General features: G+C 70.4%; 23 protein-coding genes and 1 tRNA gene. 12 read left to right on the forward strand and 12 right to left on the reverse strand.

Features of this window, described 5'->3' with window-relative positions:
* Nucleotides 1-113: 113 nt before the first annotated feature.
* Nucleotides 114-701, reverse strand: coding sequence for a DUF7504 family protein (locus IEY26_RS07830; protein ID WP_188977630.1), 588 nt, complete (start codon nucleotides 699-701; stop codon nucleotides 114-116).
* A 130-nt stretch (nucleotides 702-831) separates the two neighbouring features.
* Nucleotides 832-1,074 (reverse strand): hypothetical protein, encoded by a 243-nt coding sequence (locus tag IEY26_RS07835; protein ID WP_188977632.1) that lies wholly within the window; start codon nucleotides 1,072-1,074, stop codon nucleotides 832-834.
* 259 nt (nucleotides 1,075-1,333) lie between these two features.
* Here IEY26_RS07835 and IEY26_RS07840 point away from each other — a divergent pair, with 259 nt between their 5' ends.
* A complete protein-coding gene (locus IEY26_RS07840) occupies nucleotides 1,334-1,540 on the forward strand; it encodes a DUF7563 family protein (protein WP_188977634.1) in 207 nt (68 codons plus the stop codon).
* Between the two features lie 150 nt (nucleotides 1,541-1,690).
* On the opposite strand, the gene IEY26_RS07845 is transcribed toward IEY26_RS07840, so the two are convergent.
* From IEY26_RS07845 to IEY26_RS07865, 5 genes are all read right to left on the reverse strand, one after another.
* Nucleotides 1,691-2,923, reverse strand: a complete 1,233-nt coding sequence (locus IEY26_RS07845) for an MgtC/SapB family protein (RefSeq protein ID WP_188977635.1) — start codon at nucleotides 2,921-2,923, stop codon at nucleotides 1,691-1,693.
* Between the two features lie 37 nt (nucleotides 2,924-2,960).
* Nucleotides 2,961-4,013 (reverse strand): PfkB family carbohydrate kinase, encoded by a 1,053-nt coding sequence (locus tag IEY26_RS07850; RefSeq protein ID WP_188977637.1) that lies wholly within the window; start codon nucleotides 4,011-4,013, stop codon nucleotides 2,961-2,963.
* Nucleotides 4,014-4,044: 31 nt separating this feature from the next.
* Complete coding sequence (locus IEY26_RS07855) at nucleotides 4,045-4,728, reverse strand: HAD hydrolase family protein (RefSeq protein ID WP_188977639.1); 684 nt, start codon at nucleotides 4,726-4,728, stop codon at nucleotides 4,045-4,047.
* On the reverse strand, nucleotides 4,728-5,180 hold the full coding sequence (locus IEY26_RS07860) for an acyl-CoA thioesterase (protein WP_188977641.1): 453 nt from the start codon (nucleotides 5,178-5,180) through the stop codon (nucleotides 4,728-4,730). The genes IEY26_RS07855 and IEY26_RS07860 overlap by 1 nt, the downstream gene beginning before the upstream one ends.
* Before the next feature lie 66 nt (nucleotides 5,181-5,246).
* Complete coding sequence (locus IEY26_RS07865; protein WP_188977643.1) at nucleotides 5,247-6,350, reverse strand: M24 family metallopeptidase; 1,104 nt, start codon at nucleotides 6,348-6,350, stop codon at nucleotides 5,247-5,249.
* 175 nt (nucleotides 6,351-6,525) lie between these two features.
* On the opposite strand from IEY26_RS07865, the gene IEY26_RS07870 reads away from it, so the two are divergent.
* The 6 genes from IEY26_RS07870 to IEY26_RS07895 all read left to right on the forward strand — a co-directional run bounded on the left by IEY26_RS07870 (nucleotide 6,526) and on the right by IEY26_RS07895 (nucleotide 11,481).
* Nucleotides 6,526-6,966 carry an Hsp20/alpha crystallin family protein gene (locus IEY26_RS07870; protein ID WP_188977645.1) on the forward strand — a complete coding sequence of 147 codons (441 nt, stop codon included), beginning with the start codon at nucleotides 6,526-6,528 and terminating at the stop codon, nucleotides 6,964-6,966.
* Nucleotides 6,967-7,127: 161 nt separating this feature from the next.
* Nucleotides 7,128-7,379 (forward strand): hypothetical protein, encoded by a 252-nt coding sequence (locus tag IEY26_RS07875; protein ID WP_188977647.1) that lies wholly within the window; start codon nucleotides 7,128-7,130, stop codon nucleotides 7,377-7,379.
* Nucleotides 7,380-7,498: 119 nt separating this feature from the next.
* Nucleotides 7,499-7,981 (forward strand): metal-dependent hydrolase, encoded by a 483-nt coding sequence (locus IEY26_RS07880; RefSeq protein ID WP_188977649.1) that lies wholly within the window; start codon nucleotides 7,499-7,501, stop codon nucleotides 7,979-7,981.
* 47 nt (nucleotides 7,982-8,028) lie between these two features.
* Nucleotides 8,029-9,063, forward strand: a complete 1,035-nt coding sequence (locus IEY26_RS07885; RefSeq protein ID WP_188977651.1) for a winged helix-turn-helix domain-containing protein — start codon at nucleotides 8,029-8,031, stop codon at nucleotides 9,061-9,063.
* A 48-nt stretch (nucleotides 9,064-9,111) separates the two neighbouring features.
* Complete coding sequence (locus IEY26_RS07890; RefSeq protein ID WP_188977654.1) at nucleotides 9,112-10,608, forward strand: helix-turn-helix domain-containing protein; 1,497 nt, start codon at nucleotides 9,112-9,114, stop codon at nucleotides 10,606-10,608.
* Nucleotides 10,609-10,899: 291 nt separating this feature from the next.
* Complete coding sequence (locus IEY26_RS07895; protein ID WP_188977656.1) at nucleotides 10,900-11,481, forward strand: DUF6663 family protein; 582 nt, start codon at nucleotides 10,900-10,902, stop codon at nucleotides 11,479-11,481.
* Here the strand turns inward: IEY26_RS07895 and IEY26_RS07900 are convergent.
* On the reverse strand, nucleotides 11,445-12,428 hold the full coding sequence (locus IEY26_RS07900) for a ketopantoate reductase family protein (protein ID WP_188977658.1): 984 nt from the start codon (nucleotides 12,426-12,428) through the stop codon (nucleotides 11,445-11,447). The genes IEY26_RS07895 and IEY26_RS07900 overlap by 37 nt on opposite strands.
* Before the next feature lie 61 nt (nucleotides 12,429-12,489).
* On the opposite strand from IEY26_RS07900, the gene IEY26_RS07905 reads away from it, so the two are divergent.
* The gene (locus IEY26_RS07905) at nucleotides 12,490-13,383 is read left to right on the forward strand and encodes a DMT family transporter (protein WP_229773984.1); all 894 of its coding nucleotides are present in this window, start codon (nucleotides 12,490-12,492) and stop codon (nucleotides 13,381-13,383) included.
* 63 nt (nucleotides 13,384-13,446) lie between these two features.
* Here the strand turns inward: IEY26_RS07905 and IEY26_RS07910 are convergent, their stop codons facing one another.
* The 4 genes from IEY26_RS07910 to IEY26_RS07925 are packed head-to-tail and all read right to left on the reverse strand — an operon-like array spanning nucleotide 13,447 to nucleotide 15,885.
* Nucleotides 13,447-14,079, reverse strand: coding sequence for a 30S ribosomal protein S3ae (locus tag IEY26_RS07910; RefSeq protein WP_188977660.1), 633 nt, complete (start codon nucleotides 14,077-14,079; stop codon nucleotides 13,447-13,449).
* A complete protein-coding gene (locus tag IEY26_RS07915) occupies nucleotides 14,072-14,317 on the reverse strand; it encodes a KEOPS complex subunit Pcc1 (RefSeq protein WP_188977662.1) in 246 nt (81 codons plus the stop codon). Before IEY26_RS07915 ends, IEY26_RS07910 begins: the two co-directional genes overlap by 8 nt.
* Entirely contained in the window at nucleotides 14,314-15,417 is a 1,104-nt protein-coding gene (locus tag IEY26_RS07920) for a hypothetical protein (protein ID WP_188977664.1), read from the reverse strand. The genes IEY26_RS07915 and IEY26_RS07920 overlap by 4 nt, the downstream gene beginning before the upstream one ends.
* A 3-nt stretch (nucleotides 15,418-15,420) precedes the next feature.
* Nucleotides 15,421-15,885, reverse strand: a complete 465-nt coding sequence (locus IEY26_RS07925) for a 30S ribosomal protein S15 (protein WP_188977666.1) — start codon at nucleotides 15,883-15,885, stop codon at nucleotides 15,421-15,423.
* Between the two features lie 234 nt (nucleotides 15,886-16,119).
* On the opposite strand from IEY26_RS07925, the gene IEY26_RS07930 reads away from it, so the two are divergent.
* From IEY26_RS07930 to IEY26_RS07945, 4 genes are all read left to right on the forward strand, one after another.
* Nucleotides 16,120-16,191: transfer RNA gene (locus IEY26_RS07930), tRNA-Ala, on the forward strand.
* Nucleotides 16,192-16,358: 167 nt separating this feature from the next.
* A complete protein-coding gene (locus tag IEY26_RS07935; protein ID WP_229773985.1) occupies nucleotides 16,359-16,955 on the forward strand; it encodes a TetR/AcrR family transcriptional regulator in 597 nt (198 codons plus the stop codon).
* Complete coding sequence (locus IEY26_RS07940; protein ID WP_394354825.1) at nucleotides 16,952-18,382, forward strand: MATE family efflux transporter; 1,431 nt, start codon at nucleotides 16,952-16,954, stop codon at nucleotides 18,380-18,382. The genes IEY26_RS07935 and IEY26_RS07940 overlap by 4 nt, the downstream gene beginning before the upstream one ends.
* Nucleotides 18,383-18,462: 80 nt before the next feature.
* Entirely contained in the window at nucleotides 18,463-19,989 is a 1,527-nt protein-coding gene (locus IEY26_RS07945; protein WP_188977668.1) for an Hvo_1808 family surface protein, read from the forward strand.
* The last annotated feature ends 64 nt before the right edge of the window (nucleotides 19,990-20,053 follow it).

A 20,053-nucleotide genomic window follows, 5' to 3' on the forward strand; every position in this document is an offset into this window, starting at 1 on the left:
ATCGTATGGATGCCGCGAGCTGCGTCCGCCGCGCCTCGCTGAGCGGTACGGAGCGGCGGCTGTATCGCGTGCGAAGTACGCTCTACGCTCACGGCGGCGGACGAGAAGGAGCGTTACAGGGAGGAGGCGGGGACCCACCGGCCCGCGCCGGACCGCCACGCGGAGGAGCGAGCCTGGAGGGTGTCGTCGCGTTCGCGGAGTTCGACGACGGCGTCGAAGAGGGGTTCGAAGGTGGCGACGAGCGCGGCGTCGCGGTCGACGGGGAGGTGGACGTGGACGCTGCCGTCGGCGGCTTGGACGCGGTTCGTGACGGCGTGGACGAAGCGGAAGAGCGTGAGTTCGTCGTCAGCGCTCTCCGCGGGGTCGGGGAGGCCGTCGATGCAGACGTGGAGGCCGTCGCGGTCGTTCGTGTCGAGGTTGGTGACGGCGTCGGAGAGCGCCATGCCGAGTTCGGAGAGGGAGAGGTCGTCGAACACGCCGCTGCCGGTGTCGGCGTACCAGGCGTCGGTGTCCGCGCAGGCCCCGCTGGTGGTCGCGCCGCGGACGCGGTGGCCGGTCTCGGTGCGTTCGGCGAGTGCCTGACAGGCGGGGCCGTGACCGCTCGGGACGTCGCCGACGACGAGAAGGGATCGTGGAGCGTCGACCTGGCGGTCGGCGCTAGCCGTCTGGCCGACCGAACCGCCCGCGACGTCTCCGTTCACGAATTGTAGGTTGTAGGACTGGTTGATAACTGTTGCGGCCAGTACGTTTGAGTAACCCTTGATATCCGGGACGAGCCGGCGCGCCAGCCGGCGAGATACCGGTGCGAGTCGGTCGTGGATACCGGGGGGTTCAGACTTTGCTCCCGAGTTCGTCGGGGTCCATCTCCCAGAGTTCGCGGGCGAGGCCGTCGACGGGGCCGCGGTTGCGTTCGGCGGTGTCGAAGCCGGCGTTCTGGAGTTCGCGGCGGACGGCGTTGTACGTCGTGTCGTCGCAGTGTTCGACGATCTCCCGGATGGACCAGTTGTACTGGTCGTAGAGGAGTTCGTACGTGTCGATGCTAGCGGTCGTGGGGAGGTCTCGACGGCTTGGCATTGTGGGTCACCTGTGTCGCGGGTGCCGCGTGGGTCGACGCGGCGGCTGGGTCACACGCCCCGGCAGGTCTCGGAACCGACCGACGACCACATTGTTCCGGGAGTGCACAACGTGTAGAAAACAAGCCGTATGGATAAAGTTAGCGGCCGTGCTTCTCGAAAACTATACCGCAGAGCCCTGCCGAGGCCGAACGGCGAACAAATTTATTACGGCAGGAAACTCATGAAATAATGAGGTCGGACGCTCCGACCGAGACACCATGACCCCCCTCGACGACTCCCCCGCGACCGAGATGAAGCGCTGTCAGGAATGCGGCTCCCGCGTCAGCCCGCACTGGCGGAAGGTCTTCGGCAACAACGAGGACGAGGTCTTCGGCTGCCCGGACTGCACGACCTCCTCCGAGCGCCGCTGCGGCCACACGCGCGCCGGCTCCGACTCCGACACCGAACTCGGAGCCGTCGTCTGAACCGCCTCCGACGCCCTCCCTCCCGCTCTTTCCCTCCGACCACTCTCCACGCCCGCGAGCGACGCCGTCGCTGCCGCTGAACGCGCTATCCTGCGAGCGAGCGGCTCGCCGCTTCACATTCACTGACTCCGACGGAATCGTCTCGCTCCCTTAGAGGACGGTGCCGACGACCGCGCCGACGCCGCCGGCGAGGACGAGCGCGAGGCTGGCGGCGGCGACGGGGAGGACGAGGTCGCGGTCGATGCTGGCGGCCATCCCGACTTTGACGGCGACGCTGGCGGCCATCGCGCCGACGACGGCGACGACGGCGGTGGTCGCGTCGATGCTCCCGCCCTCGAAGAGCGTGACCGCGGCCGTGGTGGCGGAAGCGCTGGAGACGGTTCCCGAGAGGATGCTGGTTGCGACGAAGCCGGCCGCGCCGAACGTCTCTCTCACGAAGCCGGAGACGCCGAGGACGAGAACGAAGAGGCCGCCGAACTTCGCGACGTTCCGCGGGTCGAACGGCGTCTCGAAGGAGACGTCGAAGCCGGCGTCCCAGTCGGTGAGGAACCAGGCGATAGCGAGCGCGGCGGCGGTCATCGCGACGAGCGGCGCGCCGAGGCGGACGGCGAGCGAGGGGGCGAGGCTCGCGGCGATGACGAGGTTCCGCGCGACCATCGCGGCGTTCGCGATGAGGACGACGCCGGTGGCGGCGCGGACGCCGTACCGGCCAGCGCCGACGCGGGGCGCGACGCTCCCGACGACGGCGGTCGAGGAGACGAGGCCGCCGACGAAGCCGGAGACGGCGACGCCGCGGCCGTCGTAGGTCGCGAGCAGGATGTAGTTCACGTAGCCGATTGCGCCGACGGCGAGGACGAACAGCCACGCCTCGCGGGGGTCGACGCCGTAGACGACGGTGGTGTCGGGGAGGACGGGGTAGACGACGAGGCCGAGCAGCGCGAGCTGGGCGGTCGATTTAATCTCGTCGTTGTCGAGGCGGTCGACGAAGCCGTCGAGCTCGCGCTTGAGCGTGAGGAGGAGGGTGGTGACGACGACGGCGGCGACGGCGTGAAACGCGTGGCCGGTGCCGATGAGGACGCCGGCGACGTAGACGACGACGATGGACGCGGAAGTGGTCGCGCCGAGCGTCTCGTCGTCGAGGTAGGAGCGGACGGTGAGGCCGACCGCCTGTAGGAGGACGAGCGCGGCGGTGAGCGGGAGGAGGACGTCGGTGTGCACGGTGACGGCGAGCGCGCCGAGGAGGCCGACGATGGGGAAGGTGCGCGCGCCCGCGGTCTTCCCGGCCCACTCGCGTTCGAGGCCGACGAAGAGGCCGAGACCGGCGGCTACCGCGAGGACCGTGACCTGGTCGACGGAGCCGGAGAGCGGGACGTCGCCGAGCATCTCGATAGCTATACTTGCAGGAATGGTTCCCTAGTAATTAAGTCTGTTCGCGGAGGTGCGTGCGGAGTTCGTCCGCCGACCCCGTCTGACCGCTGCCGACGTAGTGGGTCGCACAGACGTTCCCGAGCGCGAGCGCGTCCGTCGACGACCAGCCCGCGCCGAGCGCCGCGGCGAGCGCGCCGGAGAACCGGTCGCCGCCGCCGACGTACCGCTCGACGCGCTCGACCCGCGGATTCTCGACCGCCGTCACGCCGTCCTCCGTCACCGCGATTGCCGCGTCCGTCCCGTGCTCCACGGCCGCGTCGAGCCCGGCGCGCTCCCGAATCGCCGCGAGCGCGTCCGCTCGTTCGTCCGGCCGCGCTCCCTTCCGCGTGCCGCCCGCCGCGTCGTCTGCCGCGGCGACGCCGTCGGCGAGGAACGCGCGCTCGTTCTCGTTCACCGAGAGCACCGTCTCCCCGTCGACCGCCGCGAGCGCGTCGAGGAATTCCGGGACTTCCTCGGTGTCGCAGATGGTCACGTCGCCCGGGTCGACGACGAGCGTCCCGTCGACGCGGCCCGCGAGCGCGCGCACCGACGCGGAGCCGTCCGGAAGCGACGCCCAGTTCCCGAAGACGACGGCGTCCGCCGACAGCGCGTCCGCGAGCGCCGGCGCGCGGTCGAGCGCCTCGCCGAGCGACCACCGCTGGATGTCCGACGACTCCTCCGTCAACATCACCGCCGTGTCCGAGAACTCGAGCACCTGCACGTCCGCCGGACTCCCGAAGGAGTGCGTCTCGAACGCGAGCGTATCGAACACCGCCGCGTCGAGGTGGCCGAACAGCGTCGTCGGCGCGCCGAGCGCGTGCGTCTGTCGCGCCGCGTTCACCGACTGGCCGCCCGGGTCCGTCGTCCGGTGGTCGACGCGGAAGGATTTCCCCGTCCCCTCGGCGATACGCGTCCCGAACGCCTCGCCGGATTCGACCGTTCCGTCGGCGTCCTCCACGCCGAACCGCCGGTCGACGCTCCCGTCCGGTAACGCCGTCACCGACGCGTCGAGCCCGCCGGCGAGTCGGTCCGCGAGCCCCGCCGCGTCCAGTGGCTCCGTGTTCATACGCGTTCCACTCGCCCCGCGGTAAAACCGCCTACGCCTCGTCGAGGATGCGCTCGACCGCCGCGAGGAAGCCGTCGGCGTACTCGGCGTCGAGGACGGCGTCCGCCGCGGCCTTCGCCGCCTCGTCGGCGTTCCCGACCGCGTACCCCGTCCCCACCTCCGCGAGCATCTCGACGTCGTTCTGCGAGTCGCCGACCGCGACGAACGCCGAGAGCCCGTAATCGAGCGCCGCCGCGACGTCTCGGAGCGCGCGGCCCTTGTTCATCCCCGGCGACTTCACGTGGTAGGCGAAGCCCGTGTCGACCACGTGGAGGCCGTGGCGCGCCGCGAGCTCTTCTAGCGGACCGAGCGGCTGCTCTCGCGCCACCGCGACCTCCGTCTCCCGCCACTTGTTCACGAGGTCGACGCGCCCCCAACCCGTCCCGTAGCCCGCCTCGACGTACTCGTCGACGACGCGCTGGGCGGCCTCCCGGTCGCCGTGATAGGTGATCTCGTCCTCGGCGAGGCCGACGCCGCCGTTCTCCGCGACGACGCGCGGCGGCACGCCGATGTACTGACAGAGCGCCACCGGATACGGGAGCGCCTTCCCCGTCGCCACCACGACCGGCGCGTCCCACTCTCGGAGCACGTCGAGCACGCGACCGTCGATGGAGCTGTCCGCGCGGCTCAGCGTCCCGTCGATGTCCACGGCGAGCGGCGGCACCGACCCGCCCATCACTCGCCCCCCGCGTCCGCATCCCCGCCCGCCTCCGCCTTGGCGTCGCTTCGCAGGCGGCGCTCCCGGTCGGACTCGACTCGGAGCTCCGGGACTTCCATCGGCGACCCGTCCTCGTCGACGGCGACGAACGTGAAGTAGGACTCCGTCGTCAGCTCGCGCTTCCCCGTCCGCGGGTTCTCCGCGAACACGCGGATGCGGACGCCGACGCTCGTCCGCCCGGTCCGATACGCGTACGACGCGATGTCGCCGACGGGGACGGGGCGCTTGAAGTCCATCCGCTCGATGCCCGCCGTCACGCACGTCCGGCCGGCGAGCCGCATCGCCGACATCGCCCCCGTCTCGTCCATCCACTTCATCACGTTCCCGCCGTGACAGCTCCCGTGGTTGTTCGCGTGATTCGGCTGCACTCGCTCCCGGTTCGCGATGAACGTGTCTTCCAGTGACGGCATACCCGCGACTTCTCCCGCCCCCAGTATAAGCGCGTTCGCTGTCTCCCCCACTCGGCCGGCCCGACCTCAGACTCGCCAGTCGCGCTCCGTGTGGTTGAGGCGCTCGCAGCCGTCCTCGGTGACGACGACGAGGTCCTCGATGCGGACGCCCCACTCGCCCTCGACGTAGACGCCGGGCTCGACGGAGAACACCATTCCTTCCGCTAGTTCGCGGTCGTTGCCCGCGACGATGTAGGGTTCCTCGTGGACTTCGAGGCCGACGCCGTGGCCCGTGCGATGGATGAATTCGTCGCCGTAGCCCGCGTCCGCGATGACGTCGCGCGCCGCGGCGTCTACGGCCGCACACGTCACGCCGGGTTCGGCGGCGTCCACGGCGGCCTGCTGGGCCTCCCGGACGACTTCGTGGGCCTCCCGGTATTCCGCCGGCGGCGTGCCGTCGAAGACGAGGGTGCGCGTCTGGTCGCTCGGGTAGCCGTCCACTCTCGTGCCGAAGTCGAGGACGACGGGGTCGCCCGCGCGGATCTCGCGGTCGCTGTGGTGATGGTGCGGGCGCGCGCCGTTCGGCCCGCTTCCCACGATAGTGGCGAACGACGTGCCGCTCCCGCCGTTCGCGTCGAGGCGCTGGCCGATCCACTCGGCGAGTTCGTCCTCCGTCATCCCTATCGCGTCGCTCCCGAGCGCGCGGAGGTCGTCGACGACGGCGTCCGCGACCTCGCCCGCGCGCCGCATCGCCGCGAGTTCGGCGTCGTCCTTCCGCACGCGGAGCGGGCCGAGCACCGCGTCGGCGAGCGCCCACTCGGCGTCGTCGACGGCCTCGCGGAGGTCCTGCGTGAACCGCGCCCACATCGTCGGGTCGACGAATATCGTTCGCTCGTGGAGGTCGAGGTCGTCCGCGATAGCGCGCACCGCCGCGACGGGGTCGTCGCCGTCCGCCCACGTCCGCACGTCCGCGACGCCGACCTCGGCGCGGACCTGGTCGCCGTAGAGCGCCGGCACGAGCAGCGTCGTCGCCTCCGGGGTGAGAACGAGGAAGAAGTGCCGCTCGCCCGGCTCCTCCGCGAAGCCGGTGAGGTAGGTGAGGTTCGGACTCGGGAAGCACACGACGGCCTCGTCGTCGCCGAGGCGGTCCCGGCAGGCGCGGCGGCGCGCGTCGAACGCGGAATCGGTCATACGCGTCCGAAGGGCGACCCGCGCCTTAGTTCGTCGCCATCCGCCCCGCCGCCCCCTCGCGCGCCGAAACGCGGCAAACGACACCGACTAAGTCGGTCGAAACCGGCCGCGAGATAGCGTGTGTCTCGGAACGGAGATGAACTGAGCGCGCCTACAGTGCGGCGGTGAAGTAGTAATGGTGAACCGTTCGTTCGACGAGATGGACCGCCTGTTCGACCGCATGGACCGCATGATGATGGACGTCCGCGAGCGCTTCGACGCGACCGCGAACGCGCCCGCCGTCGACGCGCGACCCGGAGCGATGGACGCCGACGCGAGCCGCCTGCACGCGACCTGGCACGCGGAGGCGGACGAACACGTCCTCGTGCTCGACGTCCCCGGCTTCGAGAAGTCGGACTTCGACGTCCGCGTGGACGACGGGACGCTCGCGGTCACCGCCGAGCGCGAAGTCGACGACCCCGCCGCGGGCGCGTGGAGCACGCGCCGCGTCCACGAACGCCTCACCCTCCCGAGCGACGCGACCGGCGACGGCGTCACCGCCACCTACCGCAACGGCGTGCTCGAACTCCGCTTCCCCCGCAGCGACTCCACCGGCACGCGAATCGACGTCGAATAAGCACGGCGAATACGCGCCACGCACACTCCCGCCCCGAACGCCCTCCAACCCCATACCACGCGCGCCGTCTGACGCCGGGCTGACGCCGGTCGCCCGACCGGCGTTCTCGGTGACGGCTCCACCCCATCACGCTTTTGCCGACCCGACGACCACCTTCGACCATGAGCACCAGTTCTTCTCTGCGGTCGTGGCTCGACGGACGGTCACAGCACGTCATCGGCGGCCTCCTCGGAGCCGCGGGCGCGCTCCACTTCGCCCTCTGGACGCAGGACTCGGCCTTCCTCGCCGACCTCCAAGCCGGCCAGCTCGCGACCGCAGCAGCCGCCGTCCAAACCTACCTCGCCGCACACCCCGCCTACCCCGTCTTCTTCGTCCTCGGAATCATCGTCCTCCTCCGCGCCTCCCGGTCGTAACGCGACGACGCCGCTCTCCGGTCTCTCGCCGATAGACCTGTACACTCGCCCGGCCACTCGCCGGACGAGAGCGTGTTCCCCATACATTCATACGCCCGCACGCCGTGCGTCTGACACAGATGTATCGGACGGGCCACTACGGCGTCTCGCTCCTCGTCTACGCGCCCGTCTTGGGCGTCCTCCTCCTCCTCGACCGGCGAGCGTTCGCCGCCGCCGGCCTCATCGGCATGCTCGCGCTCGCCCGCGTCCCCGACTACGACCAGTCGATTCCCTTCGTCCGCCACCGCGGCCCGACGCACACCTTCGCGTTCGCGTGGCTCGTCGGCGTCCTCCTCGCCCTCGCCGGCGCTGCCGTCGCCCCAAACACCACCCTCGACCGCGTCGCCCTCGGCGGCTTCGGCCTCCTCGTCGGCGTCCTCGGCATCACCGCCCACCTCGCCGGCGACATCCTCACCCCCGCCGGCATCGAACCCCTCTGGCCCTTCTCCCGCCGCAACTATTCCCTCCACGTCGCCACCGCCGACAACCCCATCGCCAACTACGGCCTCCTCGCCGCCGGCATCGCCGCCACCGTCGGCGTCGCCCTCTCCACCGCCGCTTAACTCGATTTCAGCACACGCTCTTTACCCCGGCGTCCGAACGACCGCGTATGACCGACACCCCACCCTCCGGCGAACCGACTCGTACGGACACCTCGTCGTCTAGCGAACCGACTCGTACGGATACCTCGCCGGCTGACGCGTCGGCTCGTACGGATACCTCGTCGTCTGGCGAATCGACTCGTCCGGACATTCTCGACTGTCCGGACTGCCTCGACCCGGCGGACGCGTTCGCGCTCCTCGGGAACGAGACGCGCCTCGACATCCTCCGGGCGCTCTGGCGGGCGGACGACCGCCCCGTGGCCTTCTCCGACCTCCGGCGAGCGGTCGGGATGCGCGACTCCGCGCAGTTCAACTACCACCTCGGGAGGCTCACCGACCAGTTCGTGACGAAGACCGCGGACGGCTACGACTTCCGGTACGCCGGCGAGAAGGTCGTGCGCGCCGTGCTCGCCGGGACGTTCACGGACCGGCGGGAGTTCTCGCTCGCCGCGCCCGGTCGCTGTCACGACTGCGGCGGCGACCTCGTCGCGTCCTACGACGACGAGCGGTTCACCATCGCCTGCGCGGACTGCGCGGCGACGTTCGGCCGCGACCCCTTCCCGCCCGGTGGGCTCGCCGACCGCGACCCCGACGAGGTGCTCGCGGCGTTCGACCAGCACGTCCGCCACCGCCACTGCCTCGCCGCCGACGGCGTCTGCCCCGAATGCGGCGGCCGCACCGAGACAGAGCTACGCGACGGCGACGACGCGCTCGGCACCGAATACTGCGTCTCGCACTGCTGCCGGCAGTGCAATCACTGCGTGCACTCGCCCGTCGGCCTGAGCCTCCTCGACAACTCGCGCGTCGTCGGCTTCTGCGGCGACCACGGCGTCGAACTCACCGACCACCCCTACTGGACGCTCGCGTGGTGCGTGCGCGACGACACCACGACCGTCGAATCCCGCGACCCGCTCCGCGTGACGGTCGGCATCCCGCTCGGCGACGAACGCCTCGACGTCACGCTCGACGACGACCTCCGCGTGCTCGACACGACGCGGACGTCGCGCGGCGCGGACGCGGGCGGGCTCGCGGAACCGACATGAGAGGCCGATACCTCTCTGGTTAAGTACGAACTCACGCATAGTCGGTGTATGGACGGTTTGCCAGCAGCGACGCTCGACGCCCTCCCCTTCAGCGTCGCCGTCATCGGCCCCGACGGGACGATACGGTTCACGAACGAGGCGTGGAGCGAGTTCGAAGCCGAGGCCGGCGCGACCGCTGGCGGAGTCGGATCGGACTACTTCCGGGGTATCGACACCTCCGAGGGCGAAGCGTCGGCGTCGGTCGCGGGAATCCGCGGCATCCTCGACGGCGAACGCGACCGCTTCGCCTACGAGTACCCGTGTCACTCCCCGACCGACCGCCGGTGGTTCCTGATGCAGGCGGTCTCCGTCGACCTCGACGCCGACCGCGGCGTCGCCGTCGCCCACCTCGACATCACGGACCGGAAAGTCGCGGAGCTGGAAGCCGAACGCACGGCCGCAGAGCGGGACGCGGAGCGCGAAACCCTCCAGCGCGTCCTCGACCGCGTTACCGGCCTCTACGCGGACGTCACGCGCCTGCTCGTCGAGGCGTCCGACCGCGAGGACCTCGTCGCGTCCGTCTGCGACCGCTTCGTCGACGGGCCCTATCGAGCGGCGACGTGGTTCGCGACGGCGAGCATCGGCGGGGGCGTCCAGGAGGCCGCGGCCGCCGGCCCCGACATCGACGACCCCGAGGCGGCGGACGCGGCCGAGAGCGCGCTCGACCGCGGCGGCGTGAGCGTCCACGAGACCGGCGACCTCGCGGTCGCGACCATCCCCGTCGCCGCCGACGGCCGGTCGTTCGGCGCGTTCTGCGTGTACGCCGACCCGACGACGTTCGACGACCGCGAACGCACCCTCCTCGCGGCGCTCGGCCGGATGACGGGGAACGCCCTGCTCGCCATCGAACGCCGCCACCTCCTCGTCGGCGGCACGCCCGCCGTCCTCGAGTTCGAAGTCGACGACGGCGACCTCACCGTCGCCGCGCTCGCCGCGCGCACGAACGCGACGTGGGAGTTCCGCGGCGCGGTCGGCGACGAAGCCGCGTCCTTCTACACCGTCGACGCGTCGAGCGAGACCGTCGACGCCGTCGACCCGCCCGAGCACACGTCGCTCGCCGTGCAGGAGGGCGGCGCGGACTCCTCCTTCGTCGAAGTCGTCACGGACGACCCGCTCCCCGAGCGCGTCGCCGACCACGGCGCGTCCCTCCGCGACCTCTCCGTCACTCCCGACGGCACCGCCGCCATCACCGTCGAAGCCCCCGACCAGAACGCCGCGCGCAGCGTCTTCGAAGCCTTCGAGCAGACCCACGACGGCGTGACGCTCACCGGCTACCAGGAGGACGCGAGCCGCGCCAGCGCGGACGCCCCGGCCGCCGACGTCGGCCTCACCGACCGCCAGCGCGAGGCCGTCCGCCGCGCCTACCTCGGCGGCTACTACGACGACCCCCGCCGCCTCTCCGGCGACGACCTCGCCGAAGCCATGAACGTCTCCCGACCCACCTTCCACCAGCACCTCCGCGCCGCCGAACGCAAAATCATCTCCCACCACCTCGACACGAACTAGTCGAGCCCGCAGCGTTTTCTTCTCACCCTCGTTCACTCGGGTACGAACGGCCCCCTCTCGGGGGGAGCGCCCGTTCGACGGCGAGGCGCACGAACGCCGCGTTACGGTATGACCCGGTTCGGCAGACGGGTCGATTCCGGTATCTCGCCGGCTGACGCGTCGCCTCGTACCGGTGTCGTCTGTACCCACCGTCTCGCCGGATACCGTCGGTCGCGGCGGCTCTCTTGGTCGCCGCACACGTTCGGCCGCGTAACGGACGAGTTTTTCAACGCCGAGCGACTCCGCTCGGGTATGACGCCGACGACGGACGGCCAGTTCCGCGTACTCGACGTCCGGGGGGAGACCGCACGCCTCGCGGACTGCGAGACCCACGAACCCGTCGACGTGACGCTCGACGGCGACGCCGTCCGCCCCGGCTACCGGGTCGACGCGGCGCTCGCGTGGGAGGACGGCACCGCGCGCTTCGAGACGCTCGACGTCGTCGAACGCACGCTCCTCGGGTACGCCGACGGCGTGACCAACCTCTTCGAGGTCGCACTCGACGTCTGGGAGGAAGCGAAACGCGAGGGGCTCGGCGTGAACGCCCGCACGACCTACGACACCGACAGCGAGCCGAACGGCGCGGTCTACACGTTCGCCGAACAGCCCGGCGAGCGCGACGTCTTCGCCGACCTCCGCGCGGGCGCACTCCCCCTCGAACCCCTCGTCGACCGCCTCCAGGAGCACGCCGACCCGCCTCACGAGGTCTTCGTCCTCCGCCCCGCCACCCACGACTTCGTCCTCGTCTACCTCGTCGCGTCCAAGGAGAGCGTGCTCGCGAACACCGTCCGCGACACCTACGACCTCCCGCGGCCGTCGGAGCCCGAACCCTGAGTCGCGAGCCGCACGAGGTCCGCGAGCGTCCGATTCACCGGCGTCTCGACGCCGTACGCGTCGCCGCGCCGCGCGATTTCGCCGTTCAACGCCTCGATCTCGGTCGCTCTCCCGCGCTGGAGGTCCTGCCGCATCGACGACGCGTTTGACGCCGTTCGCTCGGCGACCTCGCGGGTTCGCTCGACCGCGACCGCCGGGTCGAACTCGACGCCCTCCGCGGCCGCGACCCGCACGCCCTCCCGCACCGCCGTATCGAGGACGCGCTCGCCCGCGCCGCCGCTCCCCGACCCGTCTCCCGCGCTCTCTCGCGCCGTCGCGTCGGGGTCGACGAGCGCGCCGTTCGGGACGTCCGCGAGCGCCGTCGCCGGGTTGATGCCGGCGTTCACGAGGACTTTCGCCCACACGGCCCGCTCCGGCGCGTCCGTCACTGTCGTCTCGACGCCCGCCGCCGTCAGGTCGTCCGCGTAGCTCTCGACGCGCGCGCCGTTCGCGGCGAAGAACCGGCCGAGCACCGTCTCGCCGACGCCCGCGTGCCGCACCGCGCCCGGCTCCGGGACGTACGCGCCGTGCGACGTCGTCCCGACGACGACGCGCTCCTCCGGGACGAACCCCGCCACGGTCTCCGCGTTCCCCAGCCCGTTCTGGAAGGTGAGCACGTCCGTCGAGATGCCGAGCAGCGGCGCGGCGTCCCGTAACGCCCGCTCCGTGTCGTAAGCCTTCACGCAGAGCACGAGCGCCGTCGGCGCTTCGACCGCGCCCGGATCGCGCGCCGTCGCCAGCGGGACGCGCGTCTCCTCGTCGTCCGGCCCGACGACGCGGAGCCCGTCGCGCTCGACGGCGTCGAGGTGGTCGCCCCGCCCGACGAGCACGACGTCCGCGCCGCTCGCCGCGAGCCGGCCCGCGAACAGTGACCCCATCGACCCCGCACCGAAGACGGCGTATCGCATTACCCTGACTCTCGGCGGCCGTGACGAAAAAGGCATACGGCCTCCCGCAGAACCCTACGCCGTGCCACGGTCTCTCACGAGCACTGCCGGACCGCTCGCCGCCGCCGGCCTCTGGGGCGGCATGTACGTCGTCAGCGTCTACGGCTTTCGCACCGTCCCGCCCGTGACGCTCGCGTTCGCCCGCGTCGACGTCGCCGCCGTCGTGCTCTACGCCCTCGTCTCCCTCCGCACGCCCGACCGCGAGTTCACCCGCGACGACTGGCGGCGGTTCGCCGCGCTCGCCCTCTGGGTCGCCGTCACCCTCGTCCTCCAGTTCGTCGGCACCGCACGGACCAACGCCAGTCAGGGCGCGCTCCTCACCGTCCTCACTCCCGTCTTCACCGTCGTCCTCGGCGTCCTCGTCCTCGACGAATCCCTCACGGTTCGCCGCGTCGCCGGCATCGCGCTCGCCGCGGTCGGCACCTTCGTCGTCCTCGCCGGCCAGTACGACCTCACCCGGATTCCGACCGCCAGCCTCCTCGGCGTCGCCGCCCTCGTCGCCTCCGCCTTCACGTGGGCCGGCTACACGGTCTACGGCGCGGACCTCGTCCGCACCTACTCCGCCCTCGAAACCGCCACCTACTCCGCCATCATCGCCGTCCCCCTCCTCGCGCTCGCCGCCGCCGCCGAACTCGCGCTCACCCCCGCCTCCCTCGACGGCCTCCGCCTCACCCTCGTCAACGTCGCCGTCGTCTGCTACCTCGGCGTCGCCGCCACCGCCGCCGCGTGGACCTTCTGGTACGCCGGCTTCGACACCTACGACGCCGGCGCGCTCGCCGCCTTCTTCTTCCTCCAACCCGCCGTCGGCGCGCTCCTCGGCGCGCTCTTCCTCGACGAGTCCCTCGGCGCGCTCTTCGTCGCCGGCGCGATACCCATGGCGCTCGGCGTCTACCTCGCCAGCACCAGCCGCGAATAGCCTAAAGCGCCGCGTTGGCCGTCGCTCGTCGGCCGGAGAAAGAGGTGAGAAACGCGAAGCCGCTTAGGCTTCTTCGTCTTCTTCGACGTCGACGGAGGTCGCTTCTTCCTCGTGGACCTCCTCGGGGTGCGCTTCGAGCGTCGTCTTCTGGATCTCCGCGCGGCGGAGCGGGTAGACGGTCTTCGCTTCGCTGTAGATGGCGGAGGAGAGACGGCCCTCGACGACGGAGTCGATGAGCTGCTCGAACGTGCGGTCCTCGGCGGCTTCCTCGACGAGGTCGATCATGATGCGGCGGATGGCCTTCTGCTGGCTCTGGTCCGCCTGCTTCGTCGTGAACGCGGCCGGCTGGAGTTCGACGCGGTAGTCGTCGGTCGTGCGCACGACGACGACGGTCTCGATCTTCGAGGAGCCGCGGCGAACGAGGCTGCGCTGGTAGTCGCGGGTGAGCTCGGACTTCACGAACTCCGCGTACGCGGTGTCCGAACCGACGTCAGTCACCTGGAAGGTGAGCTTGACGTTGTTCTCGCCGGACTCGTCCGTGACGTCGCCGAGCGTCGCCTCGATGGTTCGGTCGAGGACTTTCTCTGGTTCGTCAGCGACGGTCTCACCGAGCTCCGCGCGGTCGAACTGCTCGGGCGCGAGGATGGTGTACCACCGCTTCTGCTGATTCTTCTTCGAAACGGAACGTTCACTCATAGTTAGTGTTCTTGGGTTGGTCTGCGAGCTGTCCTACTTCGACTGCGACTGTGAGATTCACGACGTAGTCGTCCAGGGTGGTGCGGAGTCCGCCGGTCGAATCGCGCTCGATGGTCGTGACGACCGCGTCGCCGTCGACGCGCGTCGTCATCTCCGAGGTGTTGTCCGCGCGGACCGCGGCCGCGACGCGCTCGGGGTGAGCGACTTCGGTGCGGACGGTCGCCGTCCGAGCGGTCATAGTGCCCCCCGGACGGCCTCGGCGTCCACGTCCTCGGTCGTCCACGCGAGCGCGGGCGTGCCGGCGACGACGTCGACGTCCACGACGTCCGCGAGAACGCCGTGTGCGTCGACGTCGTCGGCGTGCGTCGCGACGGCCGCCCCGTCGTCTCCGACCGCGATGGCGGTCGGCTCGCGACTCCGGTAGTCGCGTACGAGGCGCGCCGTCTGCCGCAGCGGCGCGTCCGCTGCGTCGAACGTGACACAGCCGCTGTAGCGCGCGGGGGCTTCGCGGCGAAGCCGGCCGTGCACGGCGCGCGCGGTCTCCCGCCACGCGTCCAGCACCGCCGGCGTGTCCCCGTGGCCGAGGACGAACGCCACGCCCAGTCCGGGCGCGGTCGCCGCCACGGCGTCCAGGACGTCCGCGTACCCTTCGAGGGTCGCGAACGGCCCGTCCGGGAGGACGTGCGGGCGGAGCGCCGCCTCGATAGCGGTCGCCGCCCGCTCGCCGGCCGGCGACTCCGTCACGTCCAGCGCGACTCGCGACGCGAGCCGCCGCCGCGCGGAGTCGTCGAGCTCCGCAGGCAACGCGAGCTCCGCGAGGAGCGCGCCCGCCTGCGCCTCGTCGCCCGACACGTCGCCGTGCAGGCGGAGCGAATGCGCGAGCCCGTCCGCGACGTCCGCCGTCGGCACGCAGAGCCCCGGCCGCCGGTCGATATCGCCGTCGACCGCGTCGAGAGGCGCGCCCTCCGGCGGCCGCCCCGCCGCGACTGCGCCCGCGAGCGCCAACGCCGCGTCCGGCTCCGCGCCGAGCGCCGACGCCGACTCGAACGCCGACGCCGACGCGCTCGACGCCTCGTCGCTCCGGACCGACGCGTCACCCGCGTCGAACCCGACCGCGACGCACACGCCGTCGTCCACGCCGTCGAACCGGCGCTCGGCCTCAACCGGCGTCTCCACCACCGACACCTGGAACGGAAGCCCCGACGCCTCGCACGCGCCCGCCAGCACACCGGCCGCCGCCAGACAGTCGCCGTCCGCACGCGCCGCTACGCGAACGAACGACGCGCCCGACAGCGCCCCGTGAACTTCCGACCGCGCGCGACGACTCGAGGCCGCCATCGATTACTCCAGCAGGTCGACCGCGTTCTCGTACGAGTACTTGAAGTCCTCGTCGACCTGGTCACCGCGGTAGTAATCGACCAGCCGCCGGATCTTCGACTCCGTGTTCTGGAGCGCGCGCCGGTTCTGGTGGTCCTGCCCGTTCTCCTCCACGTGCTCGCGGAGGCGAACAGCCTTCTCCAGGAGGTTCCGGAGGTCCTCTGGAACGTCAGCCGCAGCGTCGTTCTCCTCGAGAATCGTCGTGACCTTCTTCCCCGTCGCGAGCTTCACGTTCGGAATCGGCGTCCCCTGGACGCCCTCGTCGCGGAGCTTCATCCCGATCTGACTCGGGTCGAAGCCCTGCTCCGCGAGCTCCACGACGCGCTCCTCGACGGCGTCTTCATCTACGTCACTCCACTCCGGTGGTTCGTCTGCCGCCGGCTTGTCCGACCCGGACGCACCGCGACGGCGAGTATGCATTCGTGCCATAGCTAGTGATTGGAACGTCACGAACCGCAACGGCACCATACCCACGCGGGGCTGTGCCGGCACTACCGCATTCCCAAGCCGCCCAAGCGGGCGGCGATGTCGGAACTACGGCCGTGCGTTCCCTACCACCTAGCCAGCGTCTCCGCAACTAAAGGATTGCTACTCGACCCGCCCGGACTCGTCCCGATTCGAGAGGTTTATACACACCCCACGGCTACCAGAGAGTGTCGACGCGGGCTCGTAGATCAGTGGTAGATCACTCCCTTGGCATGGGAGAGGCCCCGGGTTCAAATCCCGGCGAGTCCACTAACATTTCTGACAGTTCCTGTGGTTCTATCAGCGTCGCCAATCGTTCCACGGCGTGTACTTCTCCTGTCTCGATTCCGGCTTGCATCCGTCGGCGGCGGCGCGTGTATGCATCAGAAGCCCTTTGACTGACTAGCCAGTCACGTCTTAGTAGTTGGTTAGTTCGTATGGCGAGTGACCCACCGAGAGACGAGATTATGGAGGCGACGTATCGCGCGCTCTGCAAGCACGGGTACGCGGCGGTGACGATGGAGGATATCGCTGCGGAGTCGGAGAAGAGCAAGGCGGCGCTGCACTACCACTACGAGAGCAAGCACGACCTCCTGGTGGCGTTCTTGGAGGATTTGCTGTCGTCGTTCACGGCGGAGTTGGACGCGGTGGAGGGGTCGTCGGCGACGGAGCGGTTCCGCGCGCTGGTGGGGCTGTTCTTAGAGTCGGAGGAGGAGGAGTCGGATCGGCGGTTCGAGACGGCGGTGTTGGAGATGAAGGCGCAGGGGCCGTACGACGAGGCGTTCCGGGAGCGGTTGGACGAGTTCGATGCGGCGCTGTCGGAGCGGTTCGCGGACGTGTTCGCGGCGGGCGTCGAGTCGGGTGAGTTCCGCGAGGACCTCGACGTCGACGCGGCGGCGGATTTCGTGGTGACGGTGTTGAACGGCGCGCATACGCGACAGGTGGCGGTCGAGCGGCCGGTCGAGCAGACGCGGGCGGCGCTGGAGCGGTATCTCGACGAGAGCGTGCGTCGAACGGCGGAGGTGGAGCAGTGAACCCGCGAGGGGCGCTGGCGAAGCTCCGGCAGGAGGTCGCGCGGGCGTTCAACCAGGAGGACCTCGACTTGACGACGGGGGGGATCGCGAAGCCGCTGGCGTACCTGTCGCTGCCGATCGTCGTCACGAACCTCTTCCAGACGGCGTACAATCTCGCGGACACGTTCTGGGTGGGGCGGTACAGTACGGAGGCGCTGGCGGCGATCAGTTTCGCGTTCCCGCTGGTCTTCCTCCTCATCTCGCTGGGGATGGGGTTGTCGGTGGCGGGGAGCGTGATGGTCGCGCAGAACGTGGGTGCGGGGAAGGACCGGGAGGCGGAGTACGCGGCCTCGCAGACGGTGGTGTTCTCCGTCGCGGTGTCCGTCGTGATGGGGATTCTGGGGTTCTTCGTCGTCGACGACCTCCTGACGATATTCGGCGCGGCCCCGGACGTCTATCCGCTGGCCGTGGAGTACATGCAGGTCATCTCGCTCGGCCTCGTCTTCATGTTCGGGTTTCTAATGTTCATCTCGCTGATGCGGGGGTACGGGAACACGGTGACGCCGATGGTGGTGATGTTCTTCTCCGTCCTGTTGAACATCATCCTCGACCCGTTCCTCATCTTCGGCTGGTGGGTGTTCCCGCGGCTGGGACTTGAGGGCGCGGCCATCGCGACGGTGTTCTCGCGTGCGCTCGCGTTCGTCGCCGGGCTCGCCGTCCTCTTCGCGGGGTCGCGCGGCCTCGAAATCCACCTCGCCGACATGCGGCCGGACCTCGGCTTCGCGCGCCGCATCCTCCGCATCGGCCTGCCGGCGTCCGTGGAGGGGACGGGACGCGCGCTCTCCATCAACCTCATGCTCATCGTCGTCGGCCTGTTCCCGACGACGGTGGTGGCGGCGTTCGGTATCGGGACGCGCGTGCTCTCCGTGGTGTTCATGCCGGCAATCGCGGTGGCGCGCGGCGTGGAGACGATGAGCGGGCAGAACATCGGCGCGGACCAGTACGACCGCGCCGCGGAAGCGACGTGGTTCGCGGCGCGAGCGACGTTCGTCCTGCTGTCGCTCGTCGGCGTCGTCGGCTGGATCTGGGCCGAACCCATCATCGCCGTCTTCACCTCTGACCCGGACGTCGTCGCGGTCGGCGTGACCTTCATGCGGTACATCGCGCCGACCTTCGGCTTCATGGGCATCATGCGTTCGTACAACGGGAGCTTCCGCGGGGCGGGGAAGACGCTCACCGCCGCGGCCATCTCGGTCGGCGTGCTCGGCGTCCTCCGACTCCCCTTTGCATTCTTCGCCTCGCAGTCCATCGGCGCGGCGGGCATCTGGCTCTCCTTCGCGCTCTCGAACGTCCTGGGCGCGGCCGTCGCGTACGCGTGGTACCAGCGCGGCACCTGGCGGGGCGTCGACCTCTCTCGCGGTCCCGGCCCCGCGCCGAGCGACGACTGACGGCTGCTCTCGTTTTCCACGCCGACTCGGCGGCTTCGGCGACCAGAAACGTTACGCGCGCCGGGCCCGGAGACGAGCGTATGCGAGGTGTCTTGCTCTCCGCGCTCGTCGTCGTCGCGCTCGCTGTCGGGGCGACTTCCGGCGCGGCGGCCGGTGCGGCGACCGACGCTGACGCGCCCGCCGTCGACGCCGACGGTCACGCGCGGGCGAACGCGACGAACGCGACGGTCGGCTACTTCAACGGCTACTGGTACGACGACCCGGTGCGCGTCGACCAGTCCGACGGCCTGAACGAGTCGGAGCGCGAACGCTACGTCTCCGTGACGATGGCGCGCGTCGAGCACGTCCGCGACGCGAATTTCGAGCGCTACGTCCCCGTCGACGTCGTTTCGCGGAGCGAGTACGCCGCGAACCAATCAGGTGGAAACGCGACGTACAACGCGTGGAACGACCAGGTCTGGCAGTCGCTCTGGATCGTCGGCGAGGACACGAACTCCTCGGCGGCGCTCTCCGCGTTCTACGGCTCGAACGTCCTCGGGTTCTACGACTCGGAAGCTGACTCTATCAAGCTCGTCACGAACGACCCGGACGAGGTCTACTTCGACAACGCGACGCTCGCCCACGAACTCGTGCACGCGCTCCAGGACCAGCGGTACAACCTGAGTCGCGCGAAGTACGGCGGCGACACGCAGGACGCCCAGCTGGCGACGAGCGGGCTGGTCGAGGGCGAAGCGCGCTACGTCGAGGACCGGTACGTCGAGCAGTGCGGCGAGACGTGGACGTGCCCGGCGAACCCGCCGTCGGCGAACGGCGGGACGGGCGGCGGTGACGTCAACTACGGCGTGCAGTGGGTCGTCTACTTCCCCTACGCCGACGGGCCGGGCTACGTCGCGTCGCTGCGCGAGCGGGGCGGCTGGGACGCCGTCGACGCCGCGTGGGAGCGCCCGCCGAACGACACGACGGCCATCATCCACCACGTCGGCAGCGTGCCCTCGAACGTCTCGGTTAGCGACGAGGCGACCGGCGGCTGGGAGACCTTCCCCCGACAGGGCTCCGATACGGTCGGCGAGGCGTCCATCTACTCGATGTTCTGGTACCAGTCGTACACCACTGACGCCGGCGTCGTCGACACCGGGAGCCTCTACGAGAACCAGGGGCCCTACGACTCCTTCAACTACTCCAGTGCGCCCTCCGCGGGCTGGGCGGGCGACAGCGTCGTCCCCTATCGGAATCCGACCGTCGGCGAGGACGGCTACGTCTGGGTGACCGAGTGGGACTCCGAGCGGGACGCGAGCCAGTTCGCGAGCGCGTACCGCGACGTCCTCGACGCGCACGACGCCGAGCAGGTGAGCGCGCGGACGTGGGTCGTGTCGGGCGGCGACCCGTTCGCCGACGCCTACCGCCTCCACGTCGACGGCACGCGCGTCGTCGTCGTGAACGGCCCGGACGTCGACGCCGTCGACGCCATCCGACCGGGGCTCGCGTCCGAGGAGGCGAACGCGACGACGATGTCGCGGACCACGCGCGCCTCTTCCCCCGGCTTCGGCGTTCTCGCCGGGCTCGCCGCGGCGCTCGGCGTACTCTCTCTCCTCCGCCGTCGCCGCTGACCGCCTAGTCCATCTTCGTGATGGAATCCACTACTGATATACCGGGCGGGCGAGTAGCCGGGAG

Source organism: Halocalculus aciditolerans, assembly GCF_014647475.1.
Lineage (GTDB): Archaea > Halobacteriota > Halobacteria > Halobacteriales > Halobacteriaceae > Halocalculus > Halocalculus aciditolerans.